This window comes from Rhizobium sp. 007 (assembly GCF_015353075.1).
In the GTDB taxonomy this organism is placed as follows: Bacteria; Pseudomonadota; Alphaproteobacteria; order Rhizobiales; family Rhizobiaceae; genus Rhizobium.
This window is the reverse complement of sequence record NZ_CP064188.1, coordinates 518,719-538,327: the sequence shown is the minus strand read 5'-3', so window position 1 is coordinate 538,327 and position 19,609 is coordinate 518,719. Positions and strand designations below refer to the sequence as shown.

Below are 19,609 nucleotides of genomic sequence, written 5' to 3'. Positions count from 1 at the left end.
GGTGCCGACGAACAGGTGCAACGCGTTCGCCCGCCTTGTCGGCACCCAAGCTTTGCTTGGATGGTAATTGATCGGCACCGCTCCGTTTTGACAGCATTTGTTAACAAACTGAGCTCTCGATCTTTCCGTCGGGCCAGCCCTGATCTTCCTTGATGTCGCTATGGTTTTGCAGGTGCGGCTCTTGGATCATGCCGGTGTAGCAACACAGGCACGATGCCGAGTCGAACGAGGAACAGGACCCCATTTCCTTGGATGGAATCGGACGCACCCACGAACTACTCTGTGGAGGTGCCTTCGCCGCGGCGCTCGCGAATGGCGTCAAGTCTTTTCAAGAAGGGGCCGAAAGCCTCGTCAGTGTCTGAAGGCACGGCAAATGTCGGCAGCGATTGCAACTGCCGAACAAGAGCTTTGTCAGTTTCGTACGGCAGATACTGCAGCACGGCCGGTTCGTCTGGTTCCGATGTCATGCGGCCGAAACGGAAAACAGCCGGGATTGTTCCGCCAACGGGGCGAATTATATTACTAATACTCACGAAGGGCGTACACCAGGCTGCTGTTTTGCGGGAACTCCTGCTTCTCATTTATGCCCTTTCGCGGGCCATAAAGGTCGAGATCCGGCGTCCACGGCGATACTGATCTGGCGCGCTGATGCTGCACCCATCCCGCAAGGCCTCTTCGTGCTGTTTACAAACCGCTAACAACTTCCAGATCGACGGCTCCGATAGATCATCCGGCGGTAGCCCGGCAGTGTTACGCTCCCCAATCTCGTTGAACAGGCGAACCAGCTTCGATCCTTGTTTGATGTCGGCGACGAGGCGTCGCAGGCCGCTCTTGAGAGCAACTCCTGCCACGCCGAGACCGATGTCGGGACTGTGTGCGATCGCGTGCCCGCTTGCTGTCCCACGATATCAGATCCGTTTTTCACGACCTCAATTTCGAACATCTGCTGAGATTTTCTAGTTGAGATTGCAGCCGGAAGATGGTCCTATGCGAACCCGCGTAGCTGTGTCCCCAAGCCCTCCCCCGATTTTTGACCCGAGCGGCCCATGTCGATTTCAGATGCGATCTACCGTCCCTTCGAGACGCTGGTCCAGCCGCTCGAGATCCCCTACCGCCCGCTGCCCTCCGAGGGCCCGGTCGCGGTCCTTCTGCACTTCATCTCGATGTTCCGCGGCGTTCTGATCGTCCTGGCGCTTTCCTCGATGGTGGTCGAGGCCATCAGCCTGACGATCGTCTGGGGGCTTTCGGTCATCGTCGACGGCGTGACGGCTCAAGGCGCCCTCGCCTTCCTGCACAGCGAATGGCCGCTTCTTGCCTTTCTCGGCCTCCTGATCTTTCCGGGCACGCCGGTCGCCTCGTTCCTTGTAAATACCCTCACCTCGCATACGCTGGGCGTCGGCATGCCGGCCGCCATCCAGTGGCAGGGTCACAAGGCGGTGGAACGGCAGGATCTAGCCTTCTTTCACGAACTCTTTGCCGGACAGGTTGCCTCCCGTCTGTCGCAGGTGGCGTCCGCGGTACAGCAGCAGATCATTGCCGCATTCCAGTCCATCCCGCGCTTTCTGCTGCAGATGGTCGGCTCGATGATCCTGCTCAGCACGTTGTCCTGGCAGCTCGCCCTGCCGGTCCTCGTCTGGATCATCCTCAACGTCGCGCTTGCCGTCAGGCTTGCGCCGATCTTTGCCGAACGCTCGCGCCGCACCGCCAAGCAGCGCAGCCTGGTCGCCGGCGCCATCACTGATCTCTACAGCAACATGCAGATGATCAAACAGTTCGCTGCTGAAGACAGCGAGGCGGGCGCCATCCGCCGCATCCTACAGAAGGCCGTGCAAACGCAGCACAAGGAACAACGCATCTACCGGACGTCGGAACTGATCGTCGTAGCGCTCAACATGGCGCTCTGGCTGTCGATTCTTTCGATCGGTTTCTCGGGCCTCGTCAACGGCTTTCTCACGGTAGGCGAGTTCGTCGCGGCGGTCTACATCCTCCACCGGTTGTCCGGGCACACCTTCACCTTCCTGCAGATGGGCCAGCAGATCTTCCAGGCGATAGGCACCATCAAGGACGCCATGCCGGTGATGACGACGCCGCCCACCATCATCGACGGGCCGGACGCGGCCGAACTGACTGTCAACCGTGGGGAGATCCGTTTCGAGAATGTCCGCTTCGCCTATAAAACCGGCAAGCGGGTGATCGATGGGCTGTCGCTGACGGTGCGGCCCGGCGAAAAAGTAGGTCTCGTCGGCTTGTCCGGGGCGGGCAAGACAACGCTGGTTAGCCTGCTGCTGCGCTTCTACGACATAGGCGACGGCGCGATCTTGATCGACGGACAGGACATCCGCATGGTCGCGCAGGCAAGCCTTCGCCGCGCGATCGGGGTCATCGCGCAGGACGTCTCGCTGTTGCACCGTTCGATCGGTGACAACATTCGCTACGGCCGGCCAGAGGCGAAGCAGGACGAGATCGAACAGGCGGCAAAGACAGCAAGGGCCGATGCGTTCATTGCCGATCTTGCGGACGGCGAAGGCCGCAAGGGTTTTGACGCCTTCGTCGGCGACCGCGGCATCAAGCTCTCCGGCGGCCAGCGCCAGCGTATCGCCATTGCGCGCGTCCTGTTGAAGAACGCGCCCATTCTGGTGCTCGACGAGGCGACCTCCGCACTCGACAGCGAATCTGAGGCAGCCATCCAGGAAAAACTCAATCTGGTGATGGAGGGAAAGACGGTCATTGCCATCGCACACCGCCTTTCAACCATCGCCAGGATGGATCGAATCGTCGTGCTCGATCAGGGGCGCATCGTGGAAGAAGGCAGCCCGGACGAACTGGTCGAACAGGATGGCCTGTTTGCCCGCCTTTGGAAACGTCAGACAGGCGGCTTCATTCCTGAAGACATCAATTGACTTTGCGGGCATCGCCTACGAGATGGCGGACCACTGCTGCAGCCTCGCAGGGCCTGTGCAGTTCGCCTCCCGGCCCGTTGGCAGACAATGCAGGCGCCGACGCTTTGGGTCGTCCAAGGCTGGCTTTACAGATCAATGAGTCGTTGAGCGGTGAACTTGTCCGTGACAAGCATGTCGATGACCCCAATTCGAAGGGCGCCGGCGATGGCGGCGGTCTTCTTAAACCCGCCGGCTAAGGCAATCACGCGATCCACACGTTCGAGGTCTTCGAGCGGGATACCAATAACGCGCTCGTCGAGCGGCGTCTTAACCGCCTTACCGTTCCTGTCGAAGAACCGGAGCGAGATATCGCCAACGGCTCCCGCTTCAGCCAGGTCGGAAAGCTCCCGCGACGAAAAGATGTTGCCCGATCGCGCAAGGAGCTCGGAGGGCTCGACCGCTCCAATTCCGACAATTGCCAGTGTGATGCTGCCGAACAGGTCCATCGTCTCACGGACGAACGGATCGGCTTGCATGAGCAGCTTGGCCTCGCGCGAGGTCGTCACGCCTTGCACCGGAAGCAGCTTCGGCTCCGCGCCGGTCAGGCGCGCCAGTCGAGTCGTCAGCTGAGTGGCATGTGTCTGCACCGAGGGATCGCCCATGCCCCCGAGCGTCTGGACGACATACTTCGCCTGGGCGCTTTTCTGCGGGTGAATGTTTTCGACCATCTTGAAGATGGTCTGACTCCAACTCGAAACTCCAATGATCTCGCCAGGGGCAAGCGTGACCTCAAGGAGATGGGCGGCCGCTTCCCCAATCCGTGCCATGACCGCGCCGTCTCGATCCTCGCTGCATTCGACGACAACGGCTTCGGGTAGTCCGTACTTCTGTCTGAGAGCGCCCTCAAGCTCACTGTACGTGCCGACTGGAGGAATGACGCTCGTCCGAACGATGTCCTCGGCCTCGGCACGTTTCAGCATTCGGGAGACCGTGGCCTGCGACAGGCGAAGATGCTGCGCTATCTCAGCCTGCCGTCGCCCCTCGATGTGGTACATCTGGGCCACTCTTGACATGAGGCGGAGTTCGTTGAGGCGAGCCATGGCTGATCCCGGTGGGAATTTTTATTCACCTTTAGCCATTGTTTGGCGCGACGTCGAGCGGGCGAGAGCATCATTCCAGGTATTCAGGAGCGCTGCCCGGTCCACAGGTTCCGGGGCAATGATCTGCGTGCTTCTGGGTAATCCCGCGATGACTTCGAGATCGCGCCACAGACCAAGCGACAGTCCTGCCAGATATGCGGCGCCAAGGGCCGACGCCTCGGGGGCCTCGCATTGGATGACGGCATGCTCGACAAGGTTCGACACGCACTGCATCAGGAAGCGGTTCTGGCTTGGTCCGCCGTCGACATAAAGGGCGCCGAGTTCGCCGTCACTCTGTGCTCGCATGGCCGCGATCACGTCGTGGACCTGAAACGCGATCGAATCGGTTACCGAACGTGCCATCTGCGCACGCGTCGTACTGAAATTGATCTGAGAGAAAAGGGCGCGAGCGTCAGAGTTCCAGTACGGTGCGCCCAGTCCTACGAAGGCTGGCACGAATCCCGGTCCGCCTGCTTCGGCGGTCTCCGCGAGGTCGATCAGCGCAGCGACGTCCGCAAGGCCGAGAATGCCCGCCATCCATGGAAGGCTCGCGGCAGAAACGAGGATGTTACCTTCGAAAGCGAAAGTCGGCGTTCCGTCGATGCGCCAGGCGACGGTGGTCGTGACGCCGTTGCGTGGGGCGATGAACCGCGGAAGGGTCGTCATCACCGAAGACCCCGTTCCGAAGGTTATCTTTCCATCACCAGGTTTAAACGCCCCATGGCCGAACAGGGCTGCATGGCTGTCCCCGATCGCGGCCCTGATAGGGGTGCCGTCCGGTACGCCCTGCAGCCCCGTTGTTGTCCCGAAATCGGCGGAGCTGTCGAGCACCTCCGGGAGGAGTGCGTTATCGACACCGAAAATTTCGCCGAGCTCCTTACTCCACGTCTGCTCCTCAAGGTCGAACAATTGGCTCCTGGCGGCGTTCGAGGCATCGCACACGTGCCGGCGTCCGCCGGTCATGCAGTGTACGAGCCAACTGTCGATCGTTCCCAGCCGCACTGGTCGGCCGTTCGGCACACGATCAAGCAGCCATCGGAATTTCGAACCTGGGAACATCGGGTCGAGAGGTAGGCCCGTGAGCGCCTGCACCCGATCCAGATGTCCTTCGACGAGGAGACGCTCGCAATCAGGTGCCGTGCGCCTGCATTGCCAACTGAGGACCGGTCCCAGCGCTTCTCCCGTCTCAGCATCCCAAACCGTGACCGACTCGCGCTGATTGGAAATTGCCACAGCCGCAATGGTCACGTCCGGGACCGCTTTCAGGCAGACTTCGATCGCCTCGCAAACAGACGTGTAGAGACGGTTCGGTTCTTGTTCGACCCAGCCGGACTTCGGATAGGAAATCCCCACAGCCGCGGAGGCTCTGCCGAGGACTTCTCCCTTTTCGGAAACCAGAACTGCCTTTGAATTGGTCGTGCCCTGATCGATCGCCAGAATAGCGAGCATCGTATCCTCCACAAATTAAAAGACCGGGGCGGCTGAGCGTCCCGGCTCGATCGCGTGCGACCGGCTTATTTGCGCTTGATAAGCACCTGGGCGGCATCCGCGATTGCCGACGGAGCCATGCCGAATTCATCGAGAAGGAACTCAGCCGAACCGGTCGGAGCATAGACGCCCGGAACGCCCAGGCGCTTCATCGGAACGGGCGCATTGTCGACCACCACCTCGGCGACTGCGGAGCCAAGCCCGCCGAAAATCGAATGCTCTTCTGCCGTCACAATCGCTCCGGTTTCCTTGGCAGCGGCAATGATGGCATCCTCGTCTATAGGGCGAACCGTCGCGAAGTTGAGAACCCTGGCCTGAATGCCACGTTCCGTGAGGATTTCGGCAGCTTTCAGCATACGGTGAGTCAATGTGCCGTTCGCAATGAGCGTGACGTCGGAACCTTCGCGCAGAAGATTTGCCTTGCCAAGCTCGAACTTGTGACCTTCCGCAAGAAGGTCGGGCACGCCCACGCGCGAAAGCCGGAGGAAGCATGGCCCGTGGTAGGTCGCCGCCCACTCGACGGCCGCGGCGGTCTCGATGCGGTCGCAGGGCGCAATTACAGGAAGGTTCGGCAGGACTCGCGTCCAGGCGAAATCCTCGATCGAATGATGGGTTGGACCGAGCTCGCCATATGCCATTCCAGAGGAGATGCCCACGAGCTTAACATTCGCGTTCGAGTAAGAGATGTCCGCCTTGATCTGTTCAAGCGATCTTCCGGTCAGGAACGGAGAGGCGCCGCAGACGTATGGTAGGTGCCCGCCGTTGGCCAGGCCCGCTCCAACGCCGACCATGTTCTGTTCCGCGATGCCGACATTGACCAGGCGCTCCGGAAATTTCGACCTGAAGCCGCCAAGCTTCGACGAGCCTACCGAGTCATTGCAGACCGCTACAACTTTCTCGTTCTCGGTCGCCAGGCGTTCGAGCGTCGCTGCGAACGCGTCGCGGCAGTCGTAAAGCTTGGGTGCGTTTACTGGGGCGTTCATTACAGTGCCTCCGACAGTTCTGCCACTGCGATTTCGTATTGTTCCTTGTTCGGAACCTTGTGATGCCAGTCGACACGATCCTGCATGAACGAGATTCCTTGTCCCTTGTTCGTGTGCGCGACAATGCAATGCGGGCGGTCGCCTCGATGTTCGAGCGCAGGAACGATCTCGTGCATATTGTTACCGTCAATCTCGCTCACCTCCCAGCCGAATGCTTCTAGTTTCGGACGAAGTGGAGCGATGTCGTTAGTGTCGGCAAGTGCCGCACCCTGCTGGAACCTGTTGTGGTCGATGATCAACGTCAAGTTATCCAGCTTGAATTGGGCGGCTGCCATGATTGCCTCCCAGTTGGAACCCTCCTGCATCTCCCCGTCGCCGGTGACAACGTACGTATGATACATCGCTCCGGAGAGCTTGGCGGCCTTCGCCATGCCCACCGAAACCGGCAGACCATGGCCGAGCGGACCGGTATTCGTTTCGACGCCTGGAACCTTGTTGCAGTTGGGATGTCCATTCAGTCTCGAGTGCGGCTGCAGAAAGGTGGAAATCTCCTCTTCGGGAATGAAACCGCGCTTTGCCAGGGTTACGTACAGGGCGCACGCCGTATGCCCCTTGGAAAGGACAAACCTGTCTCGATCGGGATGCTTCGGCTGGTCCGGCCAGACTTTCAGGACGCGGAAGTAAAGAGCCGTGAGGATGTCGATGACCGACATCTCACCGCCGATGTGGCCGGCGCCTGCTTCAAAAACTGCCCGAAGATCGCGCAATCGGATCTCGCGAGCGAGGCGCTCGAGTTCTGTGGTATCCATGGATTCCTCATGTGCATAATTATTCAGTCGGCAATATTTTTGCACATGATGCCATTTAGTCAAGCCCCTTACGCGAACATCGCACACCCAGTGGCGCGGACAAATGCTGTTGACAGCCGCAAACCAACTTGTTAATGAATTTTCCAACGGGTGTGAATAATTATTCCTGCCTGCACGAATATTGGCTACCAGCTAGACCCAGGGAGGAACGATGGTGGCGCTCGACATCAATGAACAGAGGCTTTCATCCGGCACCTGGCTGAGCAAGCTCAAGGGTGCCACCGGCCCGCTCGTGGGGCTGCTCGCGCTTTGCGTCTTCCTGAGCTTCAGCACAGACGCGTTTCTCTCGGTTCGAAACGGCCTCAATATCCTCGATCAGATCACCGTCCTTGGCATCATGGCGGTTGGAATGACCTTCGTCATCCTCATCGGCGGCATTGACCTGTCGGTCGGTTCGGTTCTTGCCCTTGCGATGATGGTCATGGGCTGGACCGCCAATATCGCCGGCCTTCCGCTTCCCGTCGGGGTCGCTTTCGGTCTGACCGCATCCGCGGTTTCGGGGCTGATCGTAGGCCTGCTGGTGACGCAGTTCAGGGTTCCGGCGTTCATCGCCACTCTGGCCATGATGTCGGCGGCTCGCGGCGTCGCAAACATGATCACGGACGGTCAGCAGATCGTGGGATTCCCTGACTGGTTCATGATGCTCGCAATCGATCGCCATTTCGGTGTGCTGACGGCCACCGTCTTTCTGATGCTTGCCGTCGTCCTTGCCGCTTGGCTATTCCTGCACTTTCGTTCCGAAGGTCGAATGCTCTACGCCGTGGGCGGAAATCCGGAGGTCGCCCGCCTGGCGGGCATCAACGTCCAGCTCGTGACGATCGGCGTCTATGTGATCAGCGCAGTCCTTGCAGGACTAGCAGGCATCGTGCTCGCGGCCCGCCTGGACTCGGTCCAGCCGTCCAGTGGCTTTGGCTATGAGTTGGACACCATCGCTGCGGTCGTCATCGGCGGGACTTCGCTCTCTGGCGGCGCCGGCGGTATCGGGGGGACGCTCATCGGTGTTCTCATCATCGGCGTCCTTCGTAACGGTCTCAATCTTCTCAATGTCTCGCCGTTCCTTCAGCAGGTGATCATCGGCATCGTCATCGTGCTTGCGGTCGGCGCGGAGACAATTCGTCGGCGTCGCGCCTGACGAGCCGGCCGCCGAGTTGGCCCGCTCCACGAATTCCGCCCCCAAAGGTTGGGGCGGATCAATACCCCGAGGGGGAGGAATGACCCGAGGGTTCCATCAAACAACGGAGGAATTAAAATGAAAATTGCGCGCACCATGCTCGCGTCTGCCGCACTACTTGTTCTCACGCTCGGGCCCGTACATGCGGCGGAGCTGAAGAAGCTCGGCCTGGCCGTTGCCAACCTTCAGGCAAACTTCTTCAATCAGATCAAGCAGTCCGTCGAGGACGAAGCCAAGAAGCATGGCATCGAAGTCGTCACGGTCGACGCGAAGGGCGACGGACCGACGCAGGTCAACCAGATCCAGGATCTTCTGACCCAGAACATCGACGCACTGATCTACATTCCGGCGGGTGCGGCCGCAGCGACCGTTCCGGTCAAGCTTGCCAAGAATGCCGGCGTTCCGGTGGTGAACGTTGACCGAAACGCCGACGGAGCACCCGGCGACACCTTCCTTGCAACGGATTCCGTCGCGTCCGCCAAGGCCGTCTGCGACTACATTCTGAAGCAAGCCGGCGGCAAGGGCAAAATGGTTATCATCCATGGCCAGAAGGGGACGACGCCCGAGGTCGACCGCTCCAAGGGATGCGCTGAATCCCTCAAGTCCAATCCGGACGTGAAGGTTGTTGCCGAGCAGTACTCGAACATCTGGAGCCAGGACGAAGGATTCCAGATCATGCAGAACATGCTCCAGGCAAATCCCGACGTCTCGATCGTATTTGCCCAGGCCGACGCACTCGCACTTGGCGCCGCGCAGGCAATCAAGGTCGCCAATCCCTCTCAGAAGATCGTGGTGGGCGGCTTCGACGGTGACACAGCAGCCCTTGAAGCGCTCAGCAAGGGTGTCTTCGACGTGACTGCAACGCAGCAAACGCAGAAGATGGGACGCGACGCGGTCGCAAACGCCGCCAAGCTCGTCGCCGGAGAGAAGGTACCGCCGGTACAGCTCTTGGATGCCACGCTGACGACCAAGGAAAACGTCGCAGGTTTCATCGCCAGCCACCCGTAACAAAGTCGAGGTCTTGAGGAGGTGTGCCGTGACCGATCCGGTTCTTTCCCTGAGGGGCATATCCAAGCGATATGGACCGCTCCAGGTTCTGAGGAATGTCAGCCTTGACGTCTATCCGGGCGAAGTTGTTGCACTTCTGGGTGAGAACGGAGCGGGCAAGTCAACGCTCTCCGGCATCATCGCCGGGTCACGCACGCCATCCGAAGGATCAATGACATGGCTGGGGCAGCCTTATGCCCCGGCCACCCCAAGGGAGGCGATCGACAAGGGTGTCGTCCTGATCCACCAGGAGCTGCAACTCCTTCCGCAGCTTTCCATTGCAGAAAACGTCTTCATCGGACGCTGGCCCATGAAGAACGGCGTCGTCGACCGCGCCCAGATGGTTCGCCGCGCAACGGAGCAGCTCGCTCGCCTGAACCTTCATATACCAGCAACGCGGAGAGTCGCTGGCCTTTCGACCGCAAATCAGCAGCTCATCGAAATCGCGAAAGCGCTGGCTCTGAATGCAAAGCTCCTGATACTGGACGAGCCGACCGCAGCACTCGGTGGCGCGGAGACGGAAGCTCTTTTCGAACAGGTCCGAAAGCTTCGGTCCGAAGGCGTTGGCATCATCTACATCTCCCACCGCATGGAGGAGATCAGGCAGATTACCGACCGGATCGTCGTGCTTCGCGACGGTGAGCGCGTGCAGGAATTCGCCGACAGCGCGACGCCCGTGCGCACGATTGTCGAGAGCATGGTTGGACGTTCGCTCGACCGTCTGTTCCCAACCCTGCCCGTTCCGACGGACCATTCGGTACTTGAGGTGTCGGGGCTGAGTTCTCCGGACAATTCGTTCCGCGACGTTACCTTCGACGTGAAGGCAGGCGAAATCCTTGGAATTGCCGGCCTGGTCGGCGCCGGCCGCACGGAACTTGTGCGCGCCATCTCGGGTGCGGATCCGATCAGTGCAGGCTCGATCAAGCTGGAAGGCGAAGAACTGAGGCTCCGCGATCCTGCCGACGCGATCGCCAAAGGCATCGTAATGGTTCCGGAAGATCGCAAGGACCAGGGTCTGGTGGTCGGGCACCGGATCGGCGAGAACATTATCTACGCCAATCTCGACATGCTGGGTGGACGTTGGATCACACCCCGCGTCAAGCGCTCGTTCGCGCAGAAGGCGGTTGCCAAGTTCGGCGTCAAGGGTCGCGCAGAGCAATATGCTTCGGACCTGTCCGGCGGCAACCAGCAGAAGGTCGTCATCGCGAAATGGCTCATGCGCAATCCCAAGGTCGTGGTCCTCGACGAACCCACGAGAGGCATCGACGTCGGCGCCCGAGCGGGCATCTACGACATCATCGTCAATCTTGCGAAACAGGGCGTGGCGGTCATCGTCGTGAGCTCGGACCTCGAGGAAGTTCTCGGCGTCTCAAATCGCATTCTCGTGCTTGCCCAGGGCAAGCAGGCAGGCATTCTCAATCGTGACGAGGCAAATGACGTCTCGGTCATGGAGCTCGCTACAATCTAAATAGACAGAGAAAGGAAGAGCGGTGTCCGACATCACTCTGAACGCCCCGAAGCTTTTCGATCTCAGCGGCCAGGTTGCCATCGTGACCGGAGCCGGCAGCGGAATTGGGCAGCGCATTGCCATGGGTCTTGCACAGTGCGGCGCCGACGTCGCGCTGCTCGACCGCCGAACCGATGACGGACTGGCCAACACGGCTAGACACATTCAGGGCGCAGGCCGCCGCTCCATCCAGATCGAAGCGGACGTCACGCGCAAGTCATCCCTCAGCGCGGCGGTAGCACGCACCGAGGCAGAGCTCGGCGCACTGACGCTTGCCGTCAATGCCGCGGGTATTGCCAACGCCAACCCGGCGGAAGAGATGGAAGAGGATCAGTACCAGACGTTGATGGACATCAACCTGAAAGGGGTCTTCCTTTCTTGCCAGGCCGAGGCCCGCGCCATGTTGAAGAACGGACGCGGATCCATCGTCAATATCGCGTCCATGTCCGGCGTGATCGTCAACCGGGGACTGAGCCAGGCGCACTATAACGCTTCCAAGGCCGGCGTGATCCATATGTCGAAGTCCATGGCGATGGAATGGGTCGGCCGTGGCATCCGCGTCAACACGATCTCGCCCGGATACACGGCGACGCCGATGAACACGCGTCCCGAGATGGTCCATCAGACCAAGCTCTTCGAAGAGCAGACGCCGATGCAGCGCATGGCAACGGTCGACGAGATGGTCGGTCCGGCCGTGTTCCTGCTGTCGAATGCGGCAAGTTTCGTGACAGGCGTCGATCTGCTTGTCGACGGCGGTTTCTGCTGCTGGTGATGCCATGCGAAAGCTGATTGCCGGCAGCTGGAAAATACACGGTCTCGCTTCCTCCCTGGCCGAGATCGAGGCGCTGAAGGGACTTACGAGCGAGGCGGCGTGCGACATCGTCGTCCGCTCGCCCTTCACGCCGATCGAGAACCCCGCGAAGCGCTCGCAGGGTTCGACCGCGATTACCGTCGCGCGACACCGCCAGCGAAAGGCGCCGGGCGCCTGCACCGCACACGTCTGGGAGGACACGCTCGTCGATGGGGGTGCATGCTTGGTAATTCTAGGCCATTCCGAACGTCGCGCGTTCCACGACGACATTGACGCCATAGCCAGAGGGGCCACTGTCGCTCACAAGGCCGAGATCATTTCTGCAGCCACTTGAAGGCAGCATGACGCAACAGGAACTGCCGGCTCTGTGGCCGACGACCGATATCGCCTGGCAACGGGAAAGGAAGAGAGAATGAAACGCTTCGAAAACAAGACCGTCGTCATCACGGGAGCCAGCCGCGGGATCGGCGCGGCGATCGCCAAGCGGTTTGCGAGAGAAGGCGCCAATCTCGTGGTCTCAGCAAACGAAGAGTCGGTCCATGCAGTCGCCGAGCAAATCAAAACCGATGCCGGCAATGCTATCTCCTTCGTCGGAGACGTCACCGACAAAGCCAGCGTGAAGGCTCTCTATGACGCGGCGGAGAAAGCTTACGGCACTGTCGACGTGTCGATCCAGAACGCCGGCGTCATCACCATCGCCCGCATCGAAGACATGACGGAAGGCGAGTGGGACAGGGTCATGGCCGTCAACACCAAGGGCGTCTTCTTGTGCGCGCAGGAAGCAATTCTGCGCATGCGCAGGCTGGGACGCGGCGGCCGCATCATCAACACCGCCTCCGGCCAAGCCCGCGACGGGTTCATCTACACCCCACACTACGCCGCTTCAAAAATGGGCGTCGTCGGGATCACCCAGAGCCTTGCCAAGGAAGTCGCGACCGAAAACATCACCGTGAATGCCTTCTGCCCCGGTATCATCGAAACGGACATGTGGGCCTATAACGATCAGGCCTGGGGCAAACTCCTCGGCAACTACGGCCCCGGAGAACTCATGAAAGAGTGGGTCGAAGGGATTCCCATGAAGCGGGCAGGATCTGGCGAGGATGTCGCCGGTCTCGTCACCTTCCTTGCCAGCGACGATGCTGCCTACATCACCGGCCAGACGATCAACGTCGATGGCGGTCTGATCATGTCGTAGCTTTATTCGACATTGAGGAACGGTGCGTACACCGCGAAAAACAGATTCTCGATGGGCCGGCAGCCGGCAGCCTCTTGCAGAACACGGCATCGATCCTCTATGTTACACGCGTTCTCAGGGCGGGGTGCAATTCCCCACCGGCGGTATCGAGGCAACTCGGAGCCCGCGAGCGCCTTCGTGGATGCGGAGGGTCAGCAGATCCGGTGAGATGCCGGAGCCGACGGTTACAGTCCGGATGGAAGAGAGCAATGCAGCGGACGCCGCCTCAAGTGCGGCGTTTCCTATGCTTGTTCGCCCAAGGGAAAATGGTGGCTTTGACAGGCCATGCACGCCGCTCACAACGGCTAACCCTTGAAAGGCAAGAAAATGGCAATTTCCAAAATCGACGATGCGGTCGCCGCTATTGCGCGGGGCGAGATCGTCGTCGTTGTCGATGACCGTGACCGGGAAAACGAAGGCGATCTCGTGATCGCGTCGGAGGCCGTCACTCCGCAAGCGATCGCGTTCATGATGAACCACGCCCGTGGCCTTATCTGCGTTGCGATGGAAGGCGACAGGCTCGACGAGCTCGATATTCCTTTGATGGTTCCACGCAACACCGAGGTGCTGAAGACTGCCTTCACCGTCTCCGTGGACTACATTCCCGAAACGACGACTGGGATATCGGCCGCCGACAGGGCTGCCACCGTTCAAGCACTCGTCAGAAAAGGCTCTCGCCCCGAGGATTTTGCCCGACCAGGTCATATCTTTCCGCTTCGAGCCCACCCGAACGGCGTTCTTTCCCGCCCTGGCCACACCGAAGCAGCGGTGGATCTCGCCAAGCTTGCCGGTCTGTCCCCGTCCGGGGTGATTTGCGAGGTGGCCAACGACGATGGCACGATGGCACGCCTTCCCGAACTCGAACGGTTTTCTGAACGGCATGGCCTCCATCTGATCACCATCGAAGACTTGATCGCCTACAGGGCAGCGAGTGTTCCCGTTAAGGCAGCCTGAAATCCGGTTGCCCGTCTTCTTTTAGGTTTGAGCGGTCTTCCTCCCGTAGCCGCTCGAATCTGGTCCGGCGCTCGCGACCTTCCGATGAACGATACGAGCGTATCGGCGCATCGAAAGGCGGGTGACCCCGTGGCTGCGGCCCGCATAGTCGAAGGAACTTACATAGATTGTGTGCCTCGCCATTCGACAACATCCGCGCTTTGAACCCAGATGGTTTCCTCTTCGCCGGCGCGGCCATGCTCCAATTTATATGTGGCGACCTCGCCGAAGGTGTCGGCATATGCCAGCAGGCGCTCCAGCGACGCGTCGGGCGGCGACGCTACTCTCTCCAAAGCTTCGCGCGTCACGATCACGAGCCAGTTCGCCGCGATGTCGGTCATTGGGATGTGGCCGTTCTCATTGGTGACGAACGGCGGCATGTTCGGGCGCATTTTAAGCGACATTGCTCCTCCTCAGTCGAACAACATTATGTCTCCGGCGGCTCGACGGTCCTTCTGAGCTTCCTTGTGCCAGTGATCAGCGGAAAGATCGCGATGGCGATCAGCGCCGGCATCATCAAAGTTGGATTTCAGGAGCGCAGGCTTCGGAGCAATGCGGGGTCCTGCTTAAAGCCGTCGATCTCATTCTGGGCCTTAAAATATGCCTCTCTCCAGAGCCTGTAGCGAACCGGATCCGTTTGGGGATCATACGGATTGTCACCCAGTAACTTTCCAGTTTTTGGCGCTAGCGCGCCCATGTTTTCGGCTTGCCAGTCGTCCACTTCCCTTCTGCTGCCTTCAAACATCGTCCACTTCCTCGTCTATCAAAGCGTTCGCTAGTTCTGCCGCCGCATGATCGAGCCTCGCCTTTGAGCAGGGCGTTAATGAACAATAGAACGGAGCTCCGTCGGAAGACCTTGGATCGCGAAGCGATGAAGCGGTGAACCTGCAAAAGCCGTCTCCATTTTCCGAGACTTCCCGAATTGCCGATCAAGTTCATTGGCGAGGTCGGTGGGATCCGTCATTCCCTGTTGAAAGAGGCGGACCATCAGCTTGGCTGCTGCATTGAAAGGTCGAGGCGGTTCGATAAGAATATCGTCTGTATAGCCGGCATCACTCAGCACCTGCTGCAGCATGCTGAGGTCTTGGCTCGTCAGATATTTCGTAGAGAATTCGGAAGACATAAGGCCCTCCTTTCGGTCGGGGCAAGGGCAAGGCAGCCCTCAAACAGCAGCGCCCGTGATGATGCCTGCTGGAGGCGGGAACCATGCGCTGCCCCCGGAAGCAAAGCAAATGAAATCTTTCGAAGATGCTAAAATACACTCCGACTGGCAAGCGGGCCGCATTTGCCGGATCAGCCGCAATGAACACGCGGCGTAGATATCAGGCAGAGCACCTTGATCGAGATCCGCGACCGACAGAACTTCGACAGTTCCCACTCGGTGCGGAGGCAGCAGCCGGCGAGGCGCTAGTGAATCGCCGACGAAGACCGCGCGTTCACGCGTGTTGCCAGCTCTCCGATGTGGGTGCCGATGAGCAGTGTCGCGATGTCGTCTGAGGTGCGATAACCGTCATTAAAGAATGCAAGGGCAGCAGCACATAAGAAATCCGTTGTCTTCTCATCAGGAGCGACCTGATAATAGTGATACCATTCACCGACAGCCCGCGAGAGCACGGCAAAATCGGGTTCCCGCACCAGTCTTTGCAGCATGATTGATCTCCCATTCCTGAGACTAAATGCTAGGTCGGGCGAAATTTTCTTCAACGGAAGAAGGTGCTCCTTATTCAGAGCGAATGACCTCAACGTCAGGCAGGTCTGCAAACAACCTGCAGCGGACGGGGTTCAGTGCCTTTGACGGTTCGTCGGAGCAGCAGCCTTTCTCAACTGCGGCCCGCTTTGCGCGGATTCTCGATTGCGCCATCCTCGCTTTGTGCGCGGGCAACTTGGAAAGACGTCGCCGGATGATTATCCGTCGGATCTCCCGGCAGAAAAAATGCAAGTTCAAATATCAGGCCGCCGGTCCCGTAGGTGGAAAGGCTTTTTGCCTGATATTTTGCCGGGAAGGCCTTTTCGATCAGCACCGAGCCGAACCCTCTAGCGTTGGGCCGAGTGACCTCGGGCCCCCCGGTTTCCTGCCAGGTCAGCAGAACCCGCCGGTCCTTGAGGGTCCAGTTAACGACAATCCGGCCCTCGTCGGTGCTGAGTGCGCCGTATTTCATCGCGTTCGTGCCGAGCTCGTGCACGACCAGCGACAGGGCCAGCGTGAGTTCCGCCGGTAGAGAAACCTGTGGACCGGTTACTTCCATTCGGCTGGCATCGACCTCATGGTGGGGGCGCAGCGACTTTCGGATCGTCTCGGACATATCCGCCGAATGGGCCTCTCTTGTGAGAATGAGGTCGTAGGCTCCTGCCAGCGCCGTTAGCCTTTTGGAGAACACGGCATAACGCGAAGGATCGCTCTTCGCAAAACTCTGTCGGGCGATCGCCTGCACCAGAGCGTAGCCGTTCTTGACTCTGTGGGCCATCTCCCGCGACAGCAGGTCTCTTTCGTCCTCCGCCTCCTTCGCTTGCCGGTGCCGGGCGTCCAGTTCGTCAAGGAGACTGTCCAGTGTCGCACCCACAGCACCGAGTTCATCTTTCGCCGGATTCATTCCCGTGCGCACGTCGGTCCTGCCGGCGCGCCAGTCTCCCATCACGCGAGCGATGTGGTGGATGGGTCTGACGATGAACCGGTTGCCTATGAGAACGGCGGCCAGAAAGGCGAGCAGCGCGCCTCCGAGGATAGACAGCGCATTGACTTCCGTCGCTCGGTTGATCGGTGCGAATGCCTCTTCCTTCGAGATGCTGGCGCCGATGTAGAGCGGGTTGTTTGGAAGCTTGATCGGGCGATATCCAAGGATCCGTTCGATACCGTCCTGTCCTGTAACCTCGATGATACCTGGGAAATCCGCATAGATCAGGTGTTGAAAGGCATGAGGTATGGCGGTTCCGACAAAGCGCTCGGGATATGGCACGCGTGCCAGTATCGTCCCCTTGCCGTCTGCGATCGTTATGGCGTTGCCACCCTCTACGCCGCGTTCTGCGATCCTGTCCTGCAGCCATTCCAAGCGCAGGCCCGTAACCAGCACGCGTTGGGCGACCCCCTCCTTCATCAGCGGCATCGCTACCGGAAGGACTGCACCCTTCGACATCCGGCTGTCGGTGTAGGTGCCGACCACAAACCGGCCTGACGCCAGGGCTTGCCTGAAGTAGTCCCGATCCGCGAACCGGACGCCACTCGGCGGCTCGACGCTGCCGCAGACAGGATGCCCCGCCAAGTCGGTCACAAAAATCGTGCGAATATTGGACACGCTCGAGGCGACCGACCGAAGGGCCCGGTCGCAAGCCGCCGCGTCGAGATCCTGGATCGCGGGCATTGAGGCAACGGCGACAAGAAGACCATGCAGCCCTTCGATGATCCGTTCGACTTCGGAAGCCGCCAGCCGCGCGGCCTGCGCAGCGTTGCCCCTGATTTCCTCGTTGCGCTGAAGGCGTGTCTCTACTTCGTTATAAACGAGCATCGCGACAACGGGCGCTAGCGCCGCAACCGCGACTGCAACGAGCTTCAGTCTCATTCTTCCGCCCTTTGGATCGTATGGATCCGTTCCCCAACCGGGTTTCGATAGCATGACTATTCAGGCCTGACTATCCATGTGTGTCATTCGTACGCTGGATCGCCGTCCATGCCAGAACGTGGCCAGAGGCCCTGAATGAGACGCCCTGAGTTTAGGAAACGAAGATGGGAAGCCGCTGATGAAAGAATCGTTCATCAGCGTCGCGCGCGGCCAATGCGAACCGACTGCTGGAGAAAGAGGGCTGAGGACGGCACTCGAAGCTGCAGTGCATTAGAGGCGCACCCTCTCGCACCGCATGCTTGCAATGCTCATATCTTATGTCGGCAGCCAATGCGCCTAGGGCGCGAGCACGTAAATAAAGGCCTCTAGTTGCCCATCCGGCGTACTGATCTTCGCCCGTTCACGGCGATACCCCGCCCCTTCAAATGCGTCGAGCCGTTCCCAGTGATCCGGGAGATCCAGCGACTCGAACAAAAGCACGTCCACTGCCGCGCCGCCTTCATCGAGCAGCAAGCCTGGAAAACCAAGGGCAGCTCCCCATCCGGATTCCACGAGAGTCCCTCGAACCGTCCCCTTGCGCCAGGTTCCTTCAAGGCCGTCGAGCTGGTGATGGTTCACCCGGCCGGGGGCCAGCGATCCGTATGTTGCAAGCCGGTGTTCGACGGTCATCATGTCATCCTGTCCAATAGGTCTGTGAGCAGCCATTTGGTTCTCTCGCGATGCGTGACGCAGGCAGACCTTCGCAGTCGCGCATCAAACTCGAATTTAGGCGCCGCTTATGCAGATGTATATGAATGCACTCAATTACTTTCGTCTGCGCCGTTCCCGGGAGCGCGCCAGCCGGCGGGCGGGCCTCAGCTCATCGATGCTCGGAAGCCACCATTCTCGCCTCCGGTTTTCTGGAACCGGCTTCGCGGGCCATGTGCAGATCAGTTCGTCCAGCGTCGGCGTCCGCCACAGTCCCCAGACGTGGTCGTCCGTCGCACCCGGATAGAAATCCGCAACGGCATCTGGCTCGACGAGTTCGCCGGTGATCTCAGTGAAGACGATGACACCGTACTGTTCGGTCGCCACGGGCCGCTGCAACGGAGGCAGGTCGTTGCACGCCAGCGGATAGCGACGACGCTTCCTCTCGGCCGAGCGAAGTCGGGCGCGCCTGTCGTCCTCGGTTCCCTTTCGCTCTTCAGCCCTGCGCTTTCGTTCTTCGGGCTCGTTCCGCCGGGCCGCCGCCTCGATCGTCGCCCATCGCCGCCTTAGGTCGTCGAACGACCGGAAGGGCACATGCCAGACCCTAAGATCGCTGTCCCAATAGGCCCAGGGAACTTCGCGCAGCTCATCGACGACAGTCCGGGAAAACGGCGTCCGGACCCGTAAGCCCGCCTGCCCGACCTCCAGATAGGGACTTTCGATCGGATCGAACTGGAAGGCGTCGCGTCCCTTCTCGTCCGCATAGGCTTCGACCTGCGTTGCCTCATACGCCCGCCAGCGGGCGATCCGGCGACCGGCAGTTTTCCCGGGAACGAACCACGCCTTGAGGTCATCGCTCCACCGCGCGTGGGGAAAAGCCGCACGAAAACGCTCGACCGTCAGTCGGTCGTAGGGGAATGAGGTGGTTTCCCCGATCTTCTCTTTGAAGGCGCCTTCGGGCGTCTGCTGTTCTCGGCGGTTCGACATGGTGAGTTTATCTTTCCCTGGAGAAACGCTCTGACGTGCCGCGCGGTTTCGGCCAGCTGCGATCAGATTTGCCTCCGACGCTCGCGCGCATGCGGTGAAGCAAGAGGTCAATTCCATCGGCGTCAGTGGATTTCCTCATGTCAGAAGGATCGGTTGGGTGCGGGCAGCGTTGCGACCTGTCACCAAGGCTTTTGGTCCTCTCTTGACGATGACAAGGAGAGGGCCTAGACGGCGGCACCGCGCTGAGATGCAGGCGGACT

19 protein-coding genes and 1 riboswitch are annotated in these 19,609 nt (G+C 60.0%); of the genes, 8 read left to right on the top strand and 11 right to left on the bottom strand.

Annotated features, from left to right (window positions below; translation table 11 throughout):
• Nucleotides 1–1,046: 1,046 nt before the first annotated feature.
• Nucleotides 1,047–2,900, top strand: a complete 1,854-nt coding sequence (locus tag ISN39_RS23635) for an ABC transporter ATP-binding protein (RefSeq protein ID WP_194730679.1) — start codon at nt 1,047–1,049, stop codon at nt 2,898–2,900.
• 125 nt (nt 2,901–3,025) lie between these two features.
• Here the strand turns inward: ISN39_RS23635 and ISN39_RS23630 are convergent, their stop codons facing one another.
• The 4 genes from ISN39_RS23630 to ISN39_RS23615 form a co-directional block, all read right to left on the bottom strand.
• On the bottom strand, nt 3,026–3,979 hold the full coding sequence (locus ISN39_RS23630; RefSeq protein WP_022712627.1) for a sugar-binding transcriptional regulator: 954 nt from the start codon (nt 3,977–3,979) through the stop codon (nt 3,026–3,028).
• Nucleotides 3,980–4,000: 21 nt separating this feature from the next.
• Nucleotides 4,001–5,467, bottom strand: coding sequence for an FGGY-family carbohydrate kinase (locus tag ISN39_RS23625; protein ID WP_194730678.1), 1,467 nt, complete (start codon nt 5,465–5,467; stop codon nt 4,001–4,003).
• Nucleotides 5,468–5,532: 65 nt separating this feature from the next.
• Complete coding sequence (locus ISN39_RS23620) at nt 5,533–6,489, bottom strand: transketolase family protein (RefSeq protein WP_074072500.1); 957 nt, start codon at nt 6,487–6,489, stop codon at nt 5,533–5,535.
• Nucleotides 6,489–7,325, bottom strand: coding sequence for a transketolase (locus ISN39_RS23615; RefSeq protein WP_281438334.1), 837 nt, complete (start codon nt 7,323–7,325; stop codon nt 6,489–6,491). Before ISN39_RS23615 ends, ISN39_RS23620 begins: the two co-directional genes overlap by 1 nt.
• A 184-nt stretch (nt 7,326–7,509) precedes the next feature.
• Here ISN39_RS23615 and ISN39_RS23610 point away from each other — a divergent pair, with 184 nt between their 5' ends.
• From ISN39_RS23610 to ribB, 7 genes are all read left to right on the top strand, one after another.
• Entirely contained in the window at nt 7,510–8,490 is a 981-nt protein-coding gene (locus tag ISN39_RS23610; RefSeq protein ID WP_194730677.1) for an ABC transporter permease, read from the top strand.
• A 117-nt stretch (nt 8,491–8,607) separates the two neighbouring features.
• Nucleotides 8,608–9,537, top strand: coding sequence for a sugar ABC transporter substrate-binding protein (locus ISN39_RS23605; protein WP_194730676.1), 930 nt, complete (start codon nt 8,608–8,610; stop codon nt 9,535–9,537).
• Nucleotides 9,538–9,565: 28 nt separating this feature from the next.
• Entirely contained in the window at nt 9,566–11,044 is a 1,479-nt protein-coding gene (locus ISN39_RS23600) for a sugar ABC transporter ATP-binding protein (protein WP_194730675.1), read from the top strand.
• A gap of 22 nt (nt 11,045–11,066) precedes the next feature.
• The gene (locus ISN39_RS23595; protein WP_194730674.1) at nt 11,067–11,855 is read left to right on the top strand and encodes an SDR family oxidoreductase; all 789 of its coding nucleotides are present in this window, start codon (nt 11,067–11,069) and stop codon (nt 11,853–11,855) included.
• A gap of 4 nt (nt 11,856–11,859) precedes the next feature.
• Entirely contained in the window at nt 11,860–12,228 is a 369-nt protein-coding gene (locus tag ISN39_RS23590) for a triose-phosphate isomerase (RefSeq protein WP_194730673.1), read from the top strand.
• A 78-nt stretch (nt 12,229–12,306) separates the two neighbouring features.
• Nucleotides 12,307–13,089 (top strand): glucose 1-dehydrogenase, encoded by a 783-nt coding sequence (locus ISN39_RS23585; RefSeq protein ID WP_194730672.1) that lies wholly within the window; start codon nt 12,307–12,309, stop codon nt 13,087–13,089.
• 106 nt (nt 13,090–13,195) lie between these two features.
• Nucleotides 13,196–13,340: riboswitch (FMN riboswitch) on the top strand.
• A gap of 115 nt (nt 13,341–13,455) precedes the next feature.
• The gene (gene ribB / locus ISN39_RS23580; RefSeq protein ID WP_194730671.1) at nt 13,456–14,082 is read left to right on the top strand and encodes a 3,4-dihydroxy-2-butanone-4-phosphate synthase; all 627 of its coding nucleotides are present in this window, start codon (nt 13,456–13,458) and stop codon (nt 14,080–14,082) included.
• 158 nt (nt 14,083–14,240) lie between these two features.
• Here ribB and ISN39_RS23575 read toward each other — a convergent pair whose 3' ends face one another.
• From ISN39_RS23575 to ISN39_RS23545, 7 genes are all read right to left on the bottom strand, one after another.
• On the bottom strand, nt 14,241–14,513 hold the full coding sequence (locus tag ISN39_RS23575) for a hypothetical protein (RefSeq protein ID WP_239603134.1): 273 nt from the start codon (nt 14,511–14,513) through the stop codon (nt 14,241–14,243).
• 137 nt (nt 14,514–14,650) lie between these two features.
• Nucleotides 14,651–14,866, bottom strand: a complete 216-nt coding sequence (locus ISN39_RS23570) for a hypothetical protein (RefSeq protein ID WP_194730669.1) — start codon at nt 14,864–14,866, stop codon at nt 14,651–14,653.
• A 75-nt stretch (nt 14,867–14,941) separates the two neighbouring features.
• Nucleotides 14,942–15,244 (bottom strand): hypothetical protein, encoded by a 303-nt coding sequence (locus tag ISN39_RS23565; protein ID WP_194730668.1) that lies wholly within the window; start codon nt 15,242–15,244, stop codon nt 14,942–14,944.
• A 284-nt stretch (nt 15,245–15,528) separates the two neighbouring features.
• Nucleotides 15,529–15,771 (bottom strand): hypothetical protein, encoded by a 243-nt coding sequence (locus ISN39_RS23560; RefSeq protein WP_074072515.1) that lies wholly within the window; start codon nt 15,769–15,771, stop codon nt 15,529–15,531.
• Nucleotides 15,772–15,941: 170 nt separating this feature from the next.
• Entirely contained in the window at nt 15,942–17,675 is a 1,734-nt protein-coding gene (locus ISN39_RS23555; protein ID WP_194730667.1) for a cache domain-containing protein, read from the bottom strand.
• A 336-nt stretch (nt 17,676–18,011) separates the two neighbouring features.
• On the bottom strand, nt 18,012–18,347 hold the full coding sequence (locus tag ISN39_RS23550; RefSeq protein WP_348651982.1) for a gamma-glutamylcyclotransferase: 336 nt from the start codon (nt 18,345–18,347) through the stop codon (nt 18,012–18,014).
• A gap of 132 nt (nt 18,348–18,479) precedes the next feature.
• Nucleotides 18,480–19,349 (bottom strand): hypothetical protein, encoded by an 870-nt coding sequence (locus ISN39_RS23545; protein WP_246763400.1) that lies wholly within the window; start codon nt 19,347–19,349, stop codon nt 18,480–18,482.
• Nucleotides 19,350–19,609 lie beyond the last annotated feature (260 nt).